The sequence below is a fragment of the Glutamicibacter sp. NPDC090743 genome, from assembly GCF_044769125.1.
GTDB lineage: Bacteria > Actinomycetota > Actinomycetes > Actinomycetales > Micrococcaceae > Glutamicibacter.
On sequence record NZ_JBIVXE010000003.1, the window covers coordinates 352333 to 370488 of the forward strand.

The following is an 18156-nucleotide window of genomic DNA, read 5'->3' on the forward strand; positions in this document are numbered from 1 at the left end:
GCTCATGCCTCGCTAGCTGGAGCTTCAGCGGGAATATCCTGTGCGGCACGGGCAATGTCGATGTACTGGTCAATATCCAGCTTCTCGCCGCGTTCCTTCGGATCAATGCCCGCTGCTACCAGGATCTGTTCGGCACGAGCACCGGAGCCTGCCCAGCCGGAGAGGGCAGCACGCAGCGTCTTGCGGCGCTGGGCGAAGGCTGCATCGATGATGGCGAAGACTTCCTTGCGATCCGGGGCATCGCTGCGGTCCTTGTCGCGGGTGAACCCCACCAGGCCGGAGTGGATCTTCGGAGCTGGCCAGAAGACGTTCATGCCGATCACGCCAGCCTTGCGCATGGTTCCGTACCAGGCGCCCTTCACCGATGGGACGCCATAGATCTTATTGCCCGGGGTGGCGGCCATCCGGTCGGCAACTTCGTCCTGCACCATGACCAAGCCATTGCGGATGGACGGGAAGTGCTCCAGCAGGTGCAGCACCACCGGGACGGCAACGTTATAGGGAAGGTTGGCGACCAGCGAGGTTGGCTCGCCGGGAAGTTCGGTGACCTTCATGGCGTCGGAAAGGATCACGGTCAGATCGTCTTCTCGGCCAGGGCGGAACTCGGCCATGGTCTGCGGCAGTCGCTTTGCCAGGGGTGGATCGATCTCCACGGCCACGACCTTGGCGGCGGCATCCATGATGCCCAGGGTCAGGGATCCTAGGCCCGGGCCTACTTCCAGCACTGTTTCGGATGGGTCGACTTTGGCGGCGGCGACAATGCGGCGGATGGTGTTCCCATCGATCACAAAGTTCTGCCCCAGCGTCTTGGTAGGGCGGATTCCCAGCTCTTCGGCCAGACGACGGATTTCGGTGGCCCCAAGCAGCGGCAAAGATTCCTTAGACATCACAAATCCAATTCTAGTTCAGCTAGATTGATCCAAACATAACAACGCGACGCATCCACCGTGATGGTGGACGCGTCGCGTTGTTATTCGGCTTTTGCTTTTAGCGCAGGCCCAGCTTGGACGAGCACGATGGCCAGTGGCCCCAGCCACCTGATCGACGCAGCACTTCAGCTGCAGCGATCTGCTCCTGCGGAGTTGCCTGGTGCGGCAGCGGTGCGTACTTGGTGCCACCCACATTGCGCCACGACGATGCAGAGAACTGCAGTCCGCCGTAGTAGCCGTTGCCGGTGTTGATCGACCAGTTGCCACCGGATTCGCACTTGGCCAGGGCAGCCCAGGTCGAGGAGATGCTGCCCGGGGTTGGAGTGTTCTTGGAAGTTGAAGTTTCCTTCTTCTCTTCCTTGGTGCCGACACGGATTTCCTCGGCAACGGGCTTCTTGGTGACCTTGGACTTGAGGACTTCTTCCTCGCCCTTCTTGCCGTTGCGGGTTTCCTGGCGCAGGGTCAGCTCACGCTCGCCCTTCTTGCCTTCGGTCTTGACCTCGGTGTCGCCCTTATCCAACGAGCTGTCCTTGACCTTCTTGGTCTCGAAGTCGATGTCGCGCGTTTCGTCCCACGTCTTGACCGTTACGTCGATCACCTCGACAGTGGTGCCCGCGGCCAGCTTGACGCTGTCCTTGACGTCCTTGTCGGTTTCGTCCTTGATCTTGACGTTGATTTCGTCGTTGCCGTCGAACTTGATCTTCTCGTCGGCAAGCAATTGCTTGACGGTCAAAGCAGTCGTTGCGATTTTCTTCTTCTTGTCCTTGACGACCAGGGTCATTTCCTTGGGCGTGATGACTTCCAATTCATCGCTCAAGGCTGCGAGCTGCATGTCCTCATCGAGGGAAACCTCGGAATCCTTATCCAGGTCGAGCTGTTCAACCACGTCGGCAACGGTCATGCCGGTAGTGTGCACAACGCGCTCGGTGCCATCCACGGTTACTTCGATCGACTTGTTGCGCTTGATATCAACAAGCTGCTGGTCGGCAAGCTCGGAATCCAGTGCTGCGGAGATCTCGTCGCGCTCAGCCAAGGCAACGTCCTGCTGTTCCAGCAGTGCGCCAACGGTGGCAGCACGGGTGGTGATTTCCTGGCGCTGGCCGTCCACCGACATGACGACCGATTTCTGGCCAGAAATATAGAAAACAGCACCGGCAATAACCACAGCTACGGCGAGCGCCTGAGCCAGGTATTTCACCCAGGTCTTCTTGAGCAAGTGAGTCACGGTAATGAGGTCCCCATCGTTTGTAGACCCAACTGCGGGAATCCTGTCAGGATCTCCGGTTGGGCCCGGCAGTGTTCGCTGCCTGTCCTTCAGTCAAAGTTGCGCCGTGTTTCCACTTGCAGCAAGGCGTGAGGATCAGGCTGTCCTGAACACACCGTGCCGAAAATAGGCGGGGGCGGTACCGGACATCTCATCCACCGTAACCGAATTGTTATATTTGTGGCAAGTGTCCTGTAACGAGACACACAACCTCCGGGTCTAGAATTCTCCGTACACTTCTCGCGTATTCGCATCGATCCGGGTGCAGAATTCGGCCAGATCGATCCCCTTGGTTTCCGCCAAGAACCTAGTCGTGTACGGAATCATGTAGCTGGCGTTCGGGCGGCCCCGGAAGGGGTGCGGCGTCAAGAACGGTGCGTCGGTTTCCACCAGAAGCAGTTCTGGATCCGCCAGCGCCAAGGCCTCGCGAAGATCATGCGAATTCTTGAATGTCACAGTTCCGGAGAACGACATGTACCAGCCGTTGTCGTTGCAGATCCGGGCTAATGCCGCGTCCCCAGAGAAGCAATGGAAGACCACTTTCCCCGGCAATGGCGCGTCCTTGAGCACACGAACCACGTCCTCATGGGCATCCCGGTCATGGATCTGCAGGGCCTTGCCCTGCTCCACCGCAATGCGCAGATGCTCCCGGAAAGAATGCTCCTGGGCGCCCCGTCCGTCTTCACCGGTACGGAAGTAGTCCAACCCGGTTTCGCCAATTGCACGCACCCGCGGATCCGCGGAAAGTTCTTCGATCCGCGCGATCGCTCCTTCCAGCTCCCCGCGTTCAGCCAGACGCGCGGCATCGTTGGGGTGAATGGCTACCGCGGCCAGGATATTCGAGTACTCGTTAGCTACCTGGACCGCGTATTCCGATGACTCCACGTCGCAGCCGACCTGGATCAGCCCTTTCACGCCAACAGCTGCCGCCGCCGCCAGGGCATCGGCAGCCGTGACCTTCACAGTTCCGTCAAGGAAATCCAGATGCGTATGGTTATCGACCACTGGCACTGGAAGCGCTTCTGGCGCTTCCGGGTACTGCAAATTGCGCTGGCTTCCGCCCTTTTCATTGCCAGAAGCACGCGACCGCTCCCCCTGCTCTGCTGCAGCGGCTTTTTCCGTCGGGCGGTAGGCCTCGGGAACCAGGGTGGGATCAGTGTGCTTCTTCTTGGACACGGTTATCCTTTGCGCGTGAGTACTGGGATCGAATCTGTGGTTAATTGTGGCACCACTAGGGGTAGCAACGACAATCAGGTGCTCAGCTCCCGGTAGTTAGGCTCTGTTGCTGGACAAAAGATCCCCATATGATGTGATGCAAGACCCAATTGAATGTATGCCGCGGCGATCGATCTTGCCAACGATTCGTTCTTCAGGAGGAACCGCGCATGAGTGCAAACCGAACAGTGCCGTCGCTTGATTCGGCATTCCAGTCCAATTGCCAGCGCATTTTCGATGCTGTCCAGAGCGTCATCACCGGCAAGCCGGAGGCGGTGACTAGCGCATTGACGGTCCTGCTGGCACAGGGCCACCTGCTGGTGGAAGACGTTCCCGGGGTCGGTAAGACCATGCTGGCCAAGTCATTGGCGCGCAGCGTCAATGGTTCGGTGCACCGCATCCAGTTCACCCCGGACCTTTTGCCCAGTGACGTCACCGGTGTCTCGGTTTACTCCCCGCAGACTCACGAATTCACTTTCCATCCCGGACCGGTCTTCGCCAATATCGTCATCGCCGATGAAATCAATCGCGCGAATGCCAAGACCCAGTCGGCATTGCTGGAATGCATGGAAGAAAAGCAAGTCACCGTCGATTCGATCACCCATCGGCTGGAGCAGCCTTTCATGGTTGTGGCCACGCAGAACCCGGTGGAATCCGAGGGCACATTCGCCCTGCCCGAGGCGCAGCGTGACCGATTCATGGCACGGCTTTCGCTGGGTTACCCACAACGCGATGCCGAAATCACCATGCTCACCGGCCGGCACCAGTTCGACCCATTGGAAGCACTGCAAGCCGTGGTGCAGCTGGCTGATCTGGGATACATGATTGAGCAGGTTAAAGCGGTGACGGTCACCGAACGGCTAGGCGCCTACGTAGTGGATCTGGGCCGAGCCACACGCGAGCACCCGCAGGTGGCGCTGGGGGCCTCGCCTCGCGCACTGATTCAGTGGGTTCGCGCGGCCAAAGCCCATGCCGCGATTCATGGACGCGACCACGTCTTGCCAGAAGACGTTCGCAGCGTGGCCCAGATGGTGCTGAACCACCGGTTGATCCTGACCCGGCGAGCGGTTGCGGACGGCTTGGATGCCAGCGCCGTGATCCAAGAGCTTGTTGCCAGCACCCCCGTGAGCTAACGGGCAGCCATGGAGAAGATTACCCGCTACGATTCGCGCGATGCCCTCTCCTGGACGCGCACCGAAAATTCGGCGACAGTCCTGCGGCGTTGGCACCTTGACCTGTTCACCGTGCGCGGTTGGTGCACTGCCGGAGCTGGCGGCCTGCTGGTGTTCGTGGCATATCTCCTGGGCCGGCACGAAATGATGGCTTTGGGCCTGGCCCTGGTGGCGTTGGCTTTGGCGAACTGGGGTTTGGCCTTGCGCCTGCGCGGACGCACGATTATCCACCGGGAGCTGCTCTCGGCGGTTCCCAGCGTTGGCGAGGTCAGCAAGTTCCGCTTGTCGTGTGCTGAGCGTTCCGTCATCCAGGAACAATTGCCGGAGGATTTCGGGCCCGGCCCACGATTCCAGGCCCCGGGTTCCATCGAATACGAATTGTTGTTCCGCACACGCGGGATCCACCTTGTGGGACCAGCCCAGCAAATAGTCGTGGACCCCCTGGGGCTGATACAGGGAATGGTGCGCACCGGAGCGAGCCTGCAGATCCCCGTGCGTTCCCAATTGCACCGGTTGGATCGTTTCGCCCCGCTCGGCGAACGAACGCTCACTGGCGATGCGAAATTCTCCAGGAGCACCACCACCGACTACTACGATGTCGCGACGCGCGACTACCAGCAAGGCGACTCCGTCCGCCAGGTGCACTGGAAAGCCAGCGCCCGGCACGGAAAGCTCATGGTCCGCCAGGAAAACCACGTGGCAACCGCGCAAGCGCTTCTGGCCCTGGACACTTCCTTCGAGCATTGGAATCACAGCGGATCGGATCTGAGGATCTCGTTGCCGCAGGCTCACGCCGAAGCACTCACCAGCAGCCGCCGCTTTGAAAATGCGTTGTCGTTGGCCAGCAGCATCGGCCTGAGATATGCCACTAGCGGCTACCAGCTCGCCTTCCGGGACCTCACCGGGGCCTCGTTGGCGCAACGAGACCCGCAAAGCGTCTCCGAGCTCGGCGCGCTGAACAGTTTTGAAGACTTCCATGCCGCAACTTCGGACCTGGCCTTGGCCAACGGAACAGTTGAAGCCAACGGTTCCGAGATTCTGGGCAATACCCTGCGCAAGGAGCTCTTGGTGTTCCGCGAAGAACCGGTCATCATGATCCTCGGAGAGCTCACTGCGCCGCAGGCAGCTTGGCTGGCTACGCTCTCGCGCACCGTGCGCAATGTCGAGGTTTTCCTGCTGGTCAGCCACCCTGAACGCTATGGGCAGATACAACTTGAATTGGCTCGCACCAGTTGGAAAGTGCATATTCTTCCCGGCGATATGGCGATAGACGAGATGTGGGGATGATGAGCGCTGGCCGTGCTGGGGCAAGCACTCTAGCCCCGACTCCTGAAAATCCGGACCCGAGCGGTGGCTCGGCTCCCGCGATGCGGCTTCTGCTCGTGCGGGTTGTTGCTGCCTGCTGCCTGGCAGTCGCTGTATTAGCGGGTGCCGCCTCGCTGTCCGGGGTCATTGAAGGCTCCAGCTGGTTCCCGGCCTTGGTCCTCCCGGTCTTCGCCGTGCACCTGTGCGCCGGTCTGCTGCGCGCAGTCCGCCGCTTGCGCTGGAGTGCTGTTCCTGCTGCGGCAATCGTCGCCGTGGCATCCATTGCGCTCAGCGATGCCCGGGAAAGCAACATCTACGGTTTGCCTCTCGCCCAATGGGTCTGGAATGTGCTTGGTGAAGCGGGAATCCAGCTAGCTACCCAGGTGCCGCCGGTAGCCAATTCCCGCTCTGTGGCTTTCAGCGTATTGTGCTTCACTTTGGCAATCAGCCTGATCGTGGAAATGCTGGCCAGCTCGCGGCGCATGGCCATGCTGATCATCATTCCCTTGTCTCTGGCACCGATCATCGCGTCGCTGTTCAAGCAGGAAGGCGCCGGAATTGGCTATCTCGCGCTGCTGTTGTCGGCAGTGCTCGGCTATATTGCGCTGATTCCGTATCTCTTTGCCCCTGCATCTTCCAAGCATTCCCAAGTGATGCTTCCTGCGCCCAGGACGCTGGGAATTCTGGGTGTCAGCGTGATGGCCTGTGTCGGTGCCCTCTTGGCGGCCAGCATCTGGATGCCTGGTTTCCGCAGCGGCATGTTCTCCGAGGGGCAACGTCCTTCGGGTGATCTGCTGGCCAGCAATGTCGATCCGCTGATCAACCTCGGAAGAGACCTCCGCTCGAACAGCGGTGTTCCCATCCTGGACTACTACACAACGGCTGAAGAAGCGCCTTACCTGCGCACTCAGGTGATCAAGGATCTTTCCTCAGACCGCTGGGAACCAAGCGAAAGCTCCATGCAGCACACGCTTGATGGCACCTCCGCGGTGTCAACGAATTTCAGCACGTTCAACAGCACCGACGAAGTCTTGCGAATGACTTGGCCTGATGGCATCAACAGTCCGGTCCTCCCTTTGCCCAACCAATCCTATTTCGTGCAGGGCATCGTCGGGGATTGGAACTGGACCTACGAGACCTCGGTGGCTAGGCTCACTGGCGACGCCATGGCATCGACCAACGACATTTCAGTGGCCTACGCGGATTTGGCCATCAGCACGCAAATGGTCCGCAACGTCGGGCACATGGGAGTCGACGCCAGCGACCAGCTGCCCGAGGAATACCTGCGTCTTCCGCAGGATCCTGACAACGGATTGGAACCGTTGCTGCAGCAAACCCTCGATGAGGTTTTCGGCAAGAAGGGGAAGCCTGCCAACGACATTGATACCGCCGTGGCTTTGCAGCATTTCTTCCGTTCCGGGAATTTCGTGTACTCCGAACGCACCCCGCTGCGCGAAGGCTACGACGGGGCCAATCGTCGAGTTGTTGAAGCATTCCTGGCCCGGCGCCAGGGGTATTGCGTGCACTTCGCCTCGGCGATGGCCCTGCTGGCTCGTGAAGCCGGAATCCCTTCGCGCATTGCCGTGGGGTATGCACCCGGTGAAGCCAGCGGAGACACTCTCGAAATCACCGGGGACACCGCCCAGAGCATGCTGGAACGGCGCCTGGAAGAAGGTACCGAGCTCACCGGATATACCGTCAGCGGGAAACAGTCCCACGCGTGGCCAGAATTGTATTTGAACGGGCTGGGTTGGATTCCGTTCGAGCCCACACCGGGTCGGGGCTACTCGCCAAGTTACGCGCCGGAACCAACTCCTACGTCGAACCCGCAAGAAAGCACTGCACCCCAAGTGCCCACCGAGCGCGGCAACCCGAGCCTGCCGGCCAGCGCCGCGCCTTCTGCGCCGGCACCGTCCGCAGATTCTGGGACCCAGGGCGCAAAGGCAGTGTGGCTGTTGCCAGCGGTCTTGTTGCTGGCCTTCCTCGCACTGGGTCTTGCTCCGTGGCGGCGCCATCGCCTGCGTGAGGAGCGGCTAGGACGCGTGCGCCGTGGCGGCGCTGATGCCGCTCCAGCTCTGCTGGCCGAGCTGCAGGCTATTGGGGCCGATTACCGGGGGCCGGCCGGCAGCCACGAGTCGGCCGGTGACTACACTACCCGGCTGGGCGAAGACCATCCCCAAGTCGCCAAGGATTTGCAGTCCCTGAAAACTGTCATCCAAGAGAGCTTCTACGCCAACAGGCATCCCAGCGCTGATGATGCCGCTCCGCTGCTTGACGCCTTGCACGCGATCCAGGGCAATTTGCGCGGCGAGCTGTCCTTTATCCAACGAATCAGGGCATTCTTGTTCCCTGCTTCGGTGCACCCGCGTCATTCGCGCTCGGAAGAATCCACGCGAATCGACATGTAGCCATCGGTTTAACCGGCCAAGGCCCGACCGGAAGAATCCGGTCGGGCCTCGGCGCGAGCTGGAGAATCTACTTCTTGGCTGCGTAAGGATCGGCAATGCCGATGTACTGCACGGTGGTGTATTCCTCCAGGCCTTCGGCGCCGCCTTCGCGGCCCAGGCCCGACTGCTTCACGCCACCGAATGGTGCCGCGGCGTTGGAGATCACGCCAGCGTTGAATCCAACCAGGCCGAATTCGATCTGCTCCGAAACACGGAACATGCGGTTGAAGTCCTGCGAGTAGATGTAGGAAGCCAAACCGTATTCGGTGGAGTTGGCCAGCTTGATAGCCTGGGCCTCATCCTTGAACGTGGTCACTGGTGCCACTGGGCCGAAGATTTCCTGGCTCAGGATCTTGGCGTCGTTGGCGACATTGGCCAGCACGGTTGGCTGGTAGAAGTAGCCCGGGCCGTCAACTGGCGCGCCGCCGGTGATGGCAGTCGCGCCGGCGGCGACGGCGGCTTCAACCAGCGAGTGGACTTCGTCGCGGGCCTTTTCCTCGACCAGCGGGCCTACCGTGGTGTCGGCTTCGGTGCCGCGTCCTGGCTTCAGGGCCTTCATCGCTGCAGCGAACTTGGCGGTGAATTCCTCGGCAACGTCCTCATGGACCAGGAAGCGGTTAGCAGCGGTGCAGGCTTCGCCCATGTTGCGCATCTTGGCTGCCATGGCGCCCTCGACAGCAGCATCCAGATCGGCATCCTCGAAGACGATGAATGGTGCGTTGCCACCCAACTCCATCGAGGTGCGCAGGACCTTGTCTGCGGCGTCCTTCATCAGCTGCTTGCCCACCGGGGTCGAGCCGGTGAAGGAAACCTTGCGCAGGCGGTCATCTTGCATCAGCGGGCCGGAGATCTTCGAGGCCGAAGCGCCGGAGACCACGTTCAGCACGCCAGCTGGAAGGCCTGCTTCCATCATCGTGGCTGCGAAAAGCTGGGAAGTCAGCGGGGTCAGCTTGGCTGGCTTGAGCACCATGGTGCAGCCTGTCGCTACTGCCGGGCCGACCTTGCGGGTAGCCATGGCCAGCGGGAAGTTCCATGGGGTGATCAGCAGGCATGGGCCAACCGGCTTGTGCTGGACCAGGACCTTGTTCTTGCCCTCGGGGGTGGTGAGGTAGCGGCCGTAGTGGCGTACGGCTTCTTCGGAGAACCAGCGCAGGAATTCGGCGCCATAGGTTACTTCGCCATAGGCCTCGGCCAGTGGTTTGCCCATTTCCAGGCTCATCAGCAGCGCAAAGTCATCCTTGCGCTCGGTGACAAGGTCGAAAGCACGGCGCAGGATCTCCGCGCGTTCGCGTGGTGCGGTCAGTGCCCATTCGGCTTGGACTGCGTCAGCTGCATCCAGTGCAGCCATTGCGTCTTCGCTCGTAGCACTGGCCAGCGTCAGCAACTTCTCGCCGGTAGCCGGGTCGAGCACGTCGAAGGTGCCACCGTCGGAGGCATCCCTCCATTCGCCATTAATCAATAGGCCGGTTGGCACCTTGGCAAGCAGTTCCGCTTCGCGCTGGGCAGTAATCGACATACGAGCATCTCCTGATAGAAAATAATGAAAACTAATCGTCTTTGATGTCTACGCTATTCCTGGCAGGTGGTGGCTGTAAATTGCCGTCTGCACGATAAACGCGAGCATTCATTGTGCATTTAGCCTATGCGACTTCGGCTATTTTCCCGCTTCGTGACGTGCTGCCAGAACAGCTTCATAAAGCTCGCGTTTCTGCACGCCGAATTTTTCGGCGACTTCGGCCACGGCCTGCTTCATGCGCATGCCTTCCTCCACGAGGGCTGCAACCTTGGGAAGCAAATCCTCGATGGATGCGGCCTCGGCTTCCGGGGCTCCGTGGACAACCACAACAATTTCTCCGCGCACGCCATCTTCTGCCCATGCGCGCAGATTTGCCAGTGAATCTCGACGGACCTCTTCAAACTTCTTGGTCAGCTCGCGGGCTACGGCGGCCTGGCGGTCTTGGCCAAATGCTTCGATAGCGGCATCAAGGAAGTCGCTCAGCCGGTGAGGAGCCTCGAAGAACACCATGGTGCGATCTTCGGCGAGCAAGGAATCCAGGCGCTTGCGGCGTTCCCCCGCCTTGCGCGGCAGGAAGCCTTCAAAGGTGAAACGGCCAGTTGGCAATCCGGACAGGGCCAGCGCGGTGAGCACCGCAGAAGGGCCCGGTACCGCGGTGACACGGATGCCAGCACTCAAGGCAGCGGCCACCAATGGGTAGCCGGGGTCCGAAACCGCCGGCATTCCTGCATCGGAAACCACCAGCACAGTCGCGCCCTCGGCGGCCAGGTCAATCACCTCGGAGAGCTTGTGAGCCTCGTTGTGCTCATGCAGACTCATCACCCTCGCAGTGATTTTAATGCCCAGGGCATGGGCCAGGTGGTGGAAGTTTCTGGTGTCCTCCGCGGCGATGATATCGGCACTGGCCATAATCTCCCGCAGACGCGGGGAGGCGTCGGACAAATTGCCAATCGGGGTGGCTCCCAGGACGATTACGCCCTCATTATCTGAGTTCTGCACATTCTTAAGCCTACGCGACGCAGGAAAAGCCCACTTTCTGGACTTTCCACCGGTAGCATGAATTGGTGATGGGCACCTCGGTTTTAGACACTCCGGACTCCGGCCACGTACGCTCGGCGCGACAGGCCTTCACTTTCGAGAGCCTGAAACAGCGGCTCCTGCCTGTGGTGGCTCCCAGCGGCCCGCTGATGTGGATCATTCCGCTGGTCGTGACACTCATTGCCGGCCTCTTGCGCTTCGTCAACCTGGCGCACCCGCACCTGCTGATCTTTGATGAAACCTATTACGTCAAGGACGCTTTCGCGATGCTGCAAAGCGGATACGAGCGCGAATGGGCTGACGACAGCGATGGGAAGTTCATCGCAGGCGACCCGCAGCTGGAAGCTGAATCTTCCTTTGTCGTCCATCCGCCGCTGGGCAAGTGGATGATCGGTGTGGGCATGCTCCTCTTCGGTGATTTCAATGGCTTCGGCTGGCGTTTTTCCACAGCGCTGGTCGGCACCCTCTCGGTCCTGCTAGTCACCCTGTGCGCCCGCTTGCTCTTTGGTTCCCACGTCCTTGCCGGCATCGCCGGTTTGCTCATGGCCATCGACGGCCATTCCATAGTCATGTCGCGCACCGCGTTGCTGGACATCTTCTTGATGTTCTTTGTGCTTGCCGCGTTTTATGCCCTGCTCAAAGACCGGATACACGGCAGAACCGTGCTTGCCCGGAAGCTTTCAGTACCCGAGGGTAACCGGCCAGATGACTTCTTGCTCGTTCATGGCCCCATGCTCTGGTGGCGCCCATGGCGGCTGATCGCAGCGATCATGCTCGGTGGCGCAGTTGGCATTAAATGGTCGGCGCTGTCCTTCGTAGCTGTATTCTGCCTCATGGCGGTGCTTTGGGACTTTGGTGCGCGGCGCACCGCAGGAGTTCACAAGTGGCAGTCGGCGGCATTCATCCGCGACGGAATCTATTCCTTCTTCACCATGCTGCCGCTGGTGCTGCTGACCTATTTGTCCACGTGGACCGGATGGCTGATCACCCAGGGCGGCCGATACCGCCATTGGGCCGAGGAGAATCCCGGCGAAGGCATTAGCTGGCTGCCCTCGCCGTTGCGTTCCTTGTGGCATTATCACCAGGCTGGCTACGAATTCCATACCGGGCTCGACTCCGAGCATGGCTGGCAATCCTCGCCGTGGACGTGGCCCTTCGCCGGACGTCCAGTGCTGTTCTACTTCGAAGGCTACGACAAGGGAGCCAACGGCTGCGGGCTGGAACGTTGCACCGAGGTCATTACCGACCTGCCTAACCCGTTGATGTGGTGGGCCTGCACCATCAGCATGTTCTTGCTGATTCTGTGGTGGATTGGCGCCCGTGATTGGCGCGCCGGAGCGGTCCTCTCATCGGTGGCGGCCGGGTTCCTGCCGTGGCTGATGTACCCAGAACGCACGATGTTCTTCTTCTACACCCTGCCACTGGTTCCGTTCATGGTGCTCGCGTTGACGTATATGATTGGCAGGTTCATTCCACGCGACCCTAATTCCAGTGCCGCGCACCGATCACGCATCATCGTACTCACCATATTCATGGCGCTATTCCTAGTCACGTCGGCCTTTTTCTGGCCGATATGGAGTGGGGAAATGATCGCGGATGACTACTGGCGCTTGCACGTGTGGCTCCCCAGCTGGGGCTAGGCCGCCCGTGGCTTGGCCACCTGTTTCCATGAAATAGGCCACTAAGACGACCATCAAATTCCAAAGGACAATTCTTCAATGCAAGAAGTAACCGTCGAGCTACTCACTGATCTAGCACCAGAAGTAAACACGACGAGCCTACTCCTTGATCGCGTAGCACGCGGGGCGCAACGACCACTGTTCAGCGTGCAGCGCGACGGCACCTGGCATGATCTCAGTGCCGGTGATTTCCTCATTGATGTCAAGCGCCTGGCAATGGCGCTGATCAATGATGGGCTGCAGCCCGGTGACAAGGTCGCCATTATTTCCCGTACCCGCTATGAATGGGCTTTGGCCGAGGAAGCGGTGTGGTTCGCCGGAGGCGTGACGGTCCCCATCTACGAAACCTCCAGCGCCTTCCAGATCGAATGGATCCTGCGCGACTCCGGTGCGCGCGTGGTTTTCGCCGAAAACCACGAGCTGCGCGCCAACGTCCGCCAGGCGGCGGCTCAGCTGGGCGAACCGGTACGCACACACATCTTTGAAGGCTCCGACACGGCGGACAAGACGCTTATTCCCTCCGCTGGCCTGCATCAGCTGATGGTTCCTGCCAACCAAGTCGATGAGCAGCTGGTCGAATCCCGCCGTGCTTCCATGACCCTCCAGGACGTGGCCACGATGGTCTACACCTCGGGTACCACCGGGCGTCCCAAGGGCTGCAACATGACCCACTCGAACTTTGCCATGGTGGCGCATAATCTGGCCGGCCATATGCTCGAAGTGCTCGGTGAAGAGCGCCGAACGCTGATGTTCCTGCCGCTGGCCCACGTATTGGCTCGTGCCGTCCAGCAGACCTGCATCCACGGCGGATCGGTGATTGCGCATTCCAGTTCCATGGCCGATCTGGTCGAGGACATGTCCGCGGTCAAGCCCGGCTTCCTGCTGGCCGTGCCGCGCGTCTTCGAGAAAATTCGCACCACCGCTTTGGCCACAGCCGAACGTGGCGGCAAGGCCGAGCTGTTCCTCAAGGCAGAACAGGCAGCCATCGAGGTTTCCAAGATCCGTGATGCGCGTGCGCGTGGCCTCAAGACTCGCATGCCCTTGGGCCTGCGTGCCCGCCACACCTTGTTCAGCAAGGTCCTCTACCCGAAGTTGCAGGCCGTCTTTGGCGGCCACTGCGGTTATGCGATTTCCGGAGCCAGTGCATTGAACCCGGACTTGGCGCATTTCTTCCGCGGCGCTGGCATTGAACTGCTCGAAGGCTACGGCCTGACCGAAACCACCGCCCCAGCCACCGTGAATCAAGCATCACGAATCCGCGTGGGCACCGTGGGTCGTCCGCTTCCCGGCACCTCCATCAGGATCGCCGATGACGGTGAAATCCTGGTCAAGGGCATTGGGGTTTTCGCGAGTTATCACAACAATCCTGCCGCCACGGCTGAAGTCTTCGATGAAGACGGCTATTTCAAGACTGGTGATACCGGTGTCCTGGATGATGGAGGATTCCTCCAGGTCACTGGCCGCAAGAAGGAACTGATCGTCACCGCCGGCGGCAAGAACGTCTCCCCTGGCCCGTTGGAAGAGATGGTCCGCGCCGGACGCATCGTCTCCCAGTGCGTACTGGCTGGCGAACAGCGCCCATTCATTACGGCCATGATGACCCTGGATCCCGAAGAACTGGTGCTGTGGGCCAAGGCCAAGGGGCTTGAATCCATGACCCTGGCTGAGGCGGCGATCAACCCAGCAGTGATCGCCGAAATCCAGAGCTACGTGGATACCGCTAACTTGACCGTTTCCAAGGCTGAGTCCATTCGCAAGTTCGTGGTCCTGCAAGAGGAATTCACCGAAGCTTCCGGGCACCTGACCAACTCGTTGAAGCTCAAGCGCCAGAGCGTTCTCGAAGAATTCGAAGGCCGCGTGGAAGCCCTCTACCGCCAGTAATTCCCACTGGGTAAAGCAATGGGGAGCAGTTCGCCATGAACTGCTCCCCCAGTGCTTTAAGCCTTGTGCCAGCTAGTTGCCAATGCCGAACGCACGGGCCTCCTGGCGCAGCCGGGCCGCCTCACGGCGGCGGCCGGTTGGCCAGCAACTGATCAATACAGCGACGATCGTGGCCAGCACCAGCACGGCGATGCCGATGGCGCTATCGAGCCAGTACTGCTCTGGGTACAGGCGGATCAGCGTATCGCTGACGTTGAAGGTCCAGGTGCCGTCGGAGAAGAAGAGGGCATGGAACTGGGTGAAGAAATTGTCCCATCCCACAATCGCGGAGACGGCAAGCGCAGCAATGCCCGCCAAGGCCAAGATCGCTCCCGAGAACAATGCACGCCGTACGCCGCCTGCATAGCGCTTGGCGAGGTACCAAACACCGATGATCAAGATGACCGCTAGAACAGCTCCGAGGATATAGGCGAACCCGATGAGGTTCTTCACGTCCACCATGTGCTGGACCTCCCCTTCGGTGAACATGCTTGAACCGGTGGAAAGCTTCAGGCCGGCCAAGTATTCGGGGCCGGCAAAGTTGTTCAGGTAATCCACACCGTAGCTGCCGTAGGTCAGGCGTTCAGAATCGGTGAAACCAAAGGAATCGCTTGGGAATCCAGGGCGGCCGTAGGACAGTGCCAGGAAAGCCGGCGTGGCAACCAAACGGATGGCAGCGATCAAGGTCAGCAACGGGAAGACCAGAGCCACGATCACCTGGGCAGTACGGCCCAGGGCCGGCTTCGAGTTCAGTGCCCGTTCGCGCGCAACCCGGCGCTTCACGGCCGCTTCGGAAGGTTCCGGTTCTGGCGCGTAGCTGCCAAAGACTCGGTTACGTGCTTGGGCAACGGCAGCCTTTGTTGTTGGCAGGGATCCGGTCTTCGGAGCAGCAGACACCGGTGGCACGCTTTGCGCGGTGGTTGCCTTCTCGCTGGCTTGCGGCTCAGCGGACTTTCCAGCACCGGCGGCGGCTTCGCTTTGCACCTGCTTCTCAGCTTCGATTTCGTGCGGCAGCTTGATGGCGCGAATGACATCTTCTACTGGCTCTTTAGCGGCCGGCTTCGCAGCGGGCGCCTTGGCGGCAGGCTTCGCGGCCGCAGGTTTGGCCGCAACTGGCTTGGCGGCTGCCTGCTTGGACGCCGCGGGCTTGCCGGGCGCTGGCTTGACCGGCTGCTTGGTTGCCGGGGCTTTGGCCGCAGCAGGCTTGGCCTCAGCTGACTTGGCCGCAGGTGTCGCGGCAGGCTTGTCTGCCGCTGGCTTCACGGGGGCAGGCTGCGCCTTGGCTGCAGGAGCTGCAGTTGGGTTCTTGGTCTCGGCGTCGGTTTTGCCGGACATCGCGCGGCGGATGGCCTCTTTGCGGGCTTCTTCCTTTTGGGCAGCGGCGTTTGCCTGGGCCTGGTTCTTGTGCTTTTCCAGGCGCGCAGTAAGCTCTTCAGCTTTTTGGCTCAGGCTGGTCTGTGGGCCTGGCATGTTGCCAGTGGCAGCCGGTGCCGGCTGGCCCGTAGTTCCTTGCCCTCCAGTGGGGTTTTTCGCCGCCTCAGCCATGAGGAGTCCTCCTGCAATTCGCGCGATGGTGTGCTGTTTTGGGGTTGCTTCACGGGCCGAGTACGGCCCATGCGCCTTTAGCATATCCAGCGAGTCGAGTCATCTGACGGATTACCACACCACAATTGGATTTCAGCTAGGACACAAAGAGGCGCTGCAGATGCCGCCAAAGTGCCGATGCAGGTTCAAGAATTCTTCGAGAAGAAGGTCTAGGCTTCTTCGTCGCCAGCTGGGAGCACAGCCAAGCGGACGCGAGTGTCAAAGCGCTGTGCACGGATATCGCGGGGACGGACTGAATCAATGGGCGAATCCGATGCGTGGCGAGGTTCGCGAACCTTTGGTTCTCGATCGCGGACGGCATTCACCAACGCGTTCAGCTCATCTTCTGGTTCAAGCACATCCGGGATGGCGCCACGGATCAGGCTCCACCCGCTGGGAACTGTCAGACGGTTCGCATGGCGGGCGCACAGGTCATAGCAGTGCGGTTCCGGGTACGTCGCCAAAGGCCCAAGAACAGCAGTTGAATCTGCGTATACGTAGGTAAGAGTAGCGCGGGCCGTTTCACGGCAGGCTGGGCGAGAACAAAGACGAAGACCTTCCACGTTTGCCATTCTACTCGGCTGGTCAGCACATCCTTGGGATCTTCGCCCAATTGCGGGCTGATGGGCACCGGCACAGTGTCGCAAGCGCTAGGCTGAGTTAATGAACTCCAAGTTGCCTGATCCGCCAAGCGGTTCCCGTCGCCACCGCCACGGACGCGGGCGGCGTGGCCCGCTGATGCCCATGCATCTTCCTGCTTACCGTTCACGGCCGGAACGATTTGATGATGCCGTGATGGCCAGTGCGCAAAGGCTCTCGGAACGCTGGCCCGGAGAAATTGAAAAGATCGATTTCCTGATTGATCCGGTGCCCAGTGACAAGCTGCTGGAACAGGCTGCTGCACTGGGCGAGCGGGTGCCGCTTGCATCATCAAAATCAGCTTCGGCTAGCCGCCCAGCGCGCATCATCATTTATCGCTTGCCCATTGAGCAGATTGCGGAAAACACCGGCGAACTCTTGGATCTGGTCCATCAGTGCGTGGTGCACGAGGTCGCGCAGCTTTGGATGAAACCCATCTCGGAAGTGGACCCCGCATATTTCCCTGAGGATCCGGACTACTAGGGCCATCTTCTCTAGCTGGCCTGGATCCGGCTTTCACGTCCCGGCGCATCGGAGGCCAGGCCAACGCGCACGGCACCGATCCATACCAGCGCAGCACCAACCAGGTGGGCGACCACAAGCAGCTCTGGCAGGCTGGTCATGGCCTGGATCGCTCCGAGCAGCCCCTGTCCGGCCAATACCCAGAGGTAGAGCTTGGCTTTGTGCGCCACGTCCGGTACTTGTTCTTTTCTTGCTTGACGCCACATCACCAAAGCAACAACCAGTGCGCCCACGGCTGCTGCGGCATGCACGAGAGTGATCTGCAGCCAGTCGAAGCCCATCCGCGGGACCTCGGCCGAGTCTCCGGCATGCGGACCTGAGCCGGTCACCCCGGTGCCAATGATGACGAGCAGGGCGCTGAGAACAACTAACCAGGTTCCCAGCGACTTCAGCGAATCCGTACTGGCTTTTGAGCCGGCGTTTCCCAGATTCTGCACCTTGTCCCAGGTGGCCGCAGCGGCAGTGAGCAGCAAGGTCGCAGCCAGGAAATGGGCGGCAACTACGTAGGGGTTCAGTTTCACCCAGACGGTGATCCCGCCAATGACCGCATTGAGCACAACAAGCCAGAACTGGAACCACGCCCATCGGGTGATGCCCGGAACTGGTTCGCGTTGCAGTCGGGCGGCAATGATGACCCAACCAACCGCTGCGCACAGGACAAAGGTGAGTAGCCGATTGACGAACTCGATGGTCGCGTGAATCCCCATTTCAGCGGTTGGCGCGATGGAGCCGCCGGTGCAGGTTGGCCAGTCGGGGCAGCCTAGTCCTGACCCGGTGACTCGAACGACACCGCCGCCGACAATAATCAGAATCGCTGCGATCATTGCCGATAGCGAAGCTGCCTTGAGCGAACTACGTTCCAGCGTGATTCGCTCAGCCAGCCATGCGAAAGGGGTCTTCAATTATCCAGTTCCTTAATGGCGGAT

14 protein-coding genes are annotated in these 18156 nt (G+C 60.4%); 6 read left to right on the plus strand and 8 right to left on the minus strand.

Annotated features, from left to right (window positions below):
* Positions 1–2: 2 nt before the first annotated feature.
* The 3 genes from rsmA to ACIQTS_RS08120 form a co-directional block, all read right to left on the minus strand.
* Positions 3–887 carry a 16S rRNA (adenine(1518)-N(6)/adenine(1519)-N(6))-dimethyltransferase RsmA gene (gene rsmA / locus ACIQTS_RS08110; protein WP_105657482.1) on the minus strand — a complete coding sequence of 295 codons (885 nt, stop codon included), beginning with the start codon at positions 885–887 and terminating at the stop codon, positions 3–5.
* Positions 888–987: 100 nt separating this feature from the next.
* Entirely contained in the window at positions 988–2154 is a 1167-nt protein-coding gene (locus ACIQTS_RS08115; protein WP_402472555.1) for a transglycosylase family protein, read from the minus strand.
* A gap of 258 nt (positions 2155–2412) precedes the next feature.
* Entirely contained in the window at positions 2413–3369 is a 957-nt protein-coding gene (locus ACIQTS_RS08120) for a TatD family hydrolase (protein ID WP_402472557.1), read from the minus strand.
* Between the two features lie 209 nt (positions 3370–3578).
* Between ACIQTS_RS08120 and ACIQTS_RS08125 the strand changes: the two genes are divergently transcribed.
* From ACIQTS_RS08125 to ACIQTS_RS08135, 3 genes are all read left to right on the plus strand, one after another.
* The gene (locus tag ACIQTS_RS08125) at positions 3579–4541 is read left to right on the plus strand and encodes a MoxR family ATPase (RefSeq protein ID WP_105657479.1); all 963 of its coding nucleotides are present in this window, start codon (positions 3579–3581) and stop codon (positions 4539–4541) included.
* A gap of 9 nt (positions 4542–4550) precedes the next feature.
* Positions 4551–5867, plus strand: coding sequence for a DUF58 domain-containing protein (locus ACIQTS_RS08130; RefSeq protein ID WP_402472560.1), 1317 nt, complete (start codon positions 4551–4553; stop codon positions 5865–5867).
* Between the two features lie 80 nt (positions 5868–5947).
* On the plus strand, positions 5948–8293 hold the full coding sequence (locus tag ACIQTS_RS08135; protein WP_402472563.1) for a transglutaminaseTgpA domain-containing protein: 2346 nt from the start codon (positions 5948–5950) through the stop codon (positions 8291–8293).
* Between the two features lie 67 nt (positions 8294–8360).
* On the opposite strand, the gene ACIQTS_RS08140 is transcribed toward ACIQTS_RS08135, so the two are convergent.
* A complete protein-coding gene (locus ACIQTS_RS08140; RefSeq protein WP_402472565.1) occupies positions 8361–9848 on the minus strand; it encodes an NAD-dependent succinate-semialdehyde dehydrogenase in 1488 nt (495 codons plus the stop codon).
* A 138-nt stretch (positions 9849–9986) separates the two neighbouring features.
* Entirely contained in the window at positions 9987–10847 is an 861-nt protein-coding gene (rsmI, locus tag ACIQTS_RS08145) for a 16S rRNA (cytidine(1402)-2'-O)-methyltransferase (protein ID WP_105657475.1), read from the minus strand.
* Positions 10848–10915: 68 nt separating this feature from the next.
* Here rsmI and ACIQTS_RS08150 point away from each other — a divergent pair, with 68 nt between their 5' ends.
* Positions 10916–12526, plus strand: a complete 1611-nt coding sequence (locus ACIQTS_RS08150) for a phospholipid carrier-dependent glycosyltransferase (RefSeq protein WP_332488484.1) — start codon at positions 10916–10918, stop codon at positions 12524–12526.
* Positions 12527–12604: 78 nt separating this feature from the next.
* Positions 12605–14446, plus strand: coding sequence for an AMP-dependent synthetase/ligase (locus tag ACIQTS_RS08155; protein WP_402472568.1), 1842 nt, complete (start codon positions 12605–12607; stop codon positions 14444–14446).
* Between the two features lie 72 nt (positions 14447–14518).
* Here ACIQTS_RS08155 and ACIQTS_RS08160 read toward each other — a convergent pair whose 3' ends face one another.
* Together ACIQTS_RS08160 and ACIQTS_RS08165 are read right to left on the minus strand one after the other, a co-directional pair.
* Positions 14519–16030, minus strand: coding sequence for a TIGR01906 family membrane protein (locus tag ACIQTS_RS08160; protein ID WP_402472570.1), 1512 nt, complete (start codon positions 16028–16030; stop codon positions 14519–14521).
* A gap of 209 nt (positions 16031–16239) precedes the next feature.
* The gene (locus ACIQTS_RS08165) at positions 16240–16641 is read right to left on the minus strand and encodes a DUF3499 domain-containing protein (protein ID WP_208294212.1); all 402 of its coding nucleotides are present in this window, start codon (positions 16639–16641) and stop codon (positions 16240–16242) included.
* Positions 16642–16732: 91 nt separating this feature from the next.
* Here ACIQTS_RS08165 and ACIQTS_RS08170 point away from each other — a divergent pair, with 91 nt between their 5' ends.
* On the plus strand, positions 16733–17191 hold the full coding sequence (locus ACIQTS_RS08170; protein ID WP_105657471.1) for a metallopeptidase family protein: 459 nt from the start codon (positions 16733–16735) through the stop codon (positions 17189–17191).
* A gap of 11 nt (positions 17192–17202) precedes the next feature.
* Here ACIQTS_RS08170 and ACIQTS_RS08175 read toward each other — a convergent pair whose 3' ends face one another.
* On the minus strand, positions 17203–18132 hold the full coding sequence (locus tag ACIQTS_RS08175) for a COX15/CtaA family protein (RefSeq protein WP_332498485.1): 930 nt from the start codon (positions 18130–18132) through the stop codon (positions 17203–17205).
* Positions 18133–18156 lie beyond the last annotated feature (24 nt).

Bases quoted from the DNA above. Each gene is read 5' to 3' on its own strand.
- rsmA (WP_105657482.1), bottom strand. From the start codon at position 887: ATGTCTAAGGAATCTTTGCCGCTGCTTGGGGCCACCGAAATCCGTCGT.
- ACIQTS_RS08125 (WP_105657479.1), top strand. From the start codon at position 3,579: ATGAGTGCAAACCGAACAGTGCCGTCGCTTGATTCGGCATTCCAGTCC.
- ACIQTS_RS08130 (WP_402472560.1), top strand. From the start codon at position 4,551: ATGGAGAAGATTACCCGCTACGATTCGCGCGATGCCCTCTCCTGGACG.
- ACIQTS_RS08135 (WP_402472563.1), top strand. From the start codon at position 5,948: ATGCGGCTTCTGCTCGTGCGGGTTGTTGCTGCCTGCTGCCTGGCAGTC.
- ACIQTS_RS08140 (WP_402472565.1), bottom strand. From the start codon at position 9,848: ATGTCGATTACTGCCCAGCGCGAAGCGGAACTGCTTGCCAAGGTGCCA.
- ACIQTS_RS08150 (WP_332488484.1), top strand. From the start codon at position 10,916: ATGGGCACCTCGGTTTTAGACACTCCGGACTCCGGCCACGTACGCTCG.
- ACIQTS_RS08155 (WP_402472568.1), top strand. From the start codon at position 12,605: ATGCAAGAAGTAACCGTCGAGCTACTCACTGATCTAGCACCAGAAGTA.
- ACIQTS_RS08160 (WP_402472570.1), bottom strand. From the start codon at position 16,030: ATGGCTGAGGCGGCGAAAAACCCCACTGGAGGGCAAGGAACTACGGGC.
- ACIQTS_RS08165 (WP_208294212.1), bottom strand. From the start codon at position 16,641: ATGGCAAACGTGGAAGGTCTTCGTCTTTGTTCTCGCCCAGCCTGCCGT.
- ACIQTS_RS08170 (WP_105657471.1), top strand. From the start codon at position 16,733: ATGAACTCCAAGTTGCCTGATCCGCCAAGCGGTTCCCGTCGCCACCGC.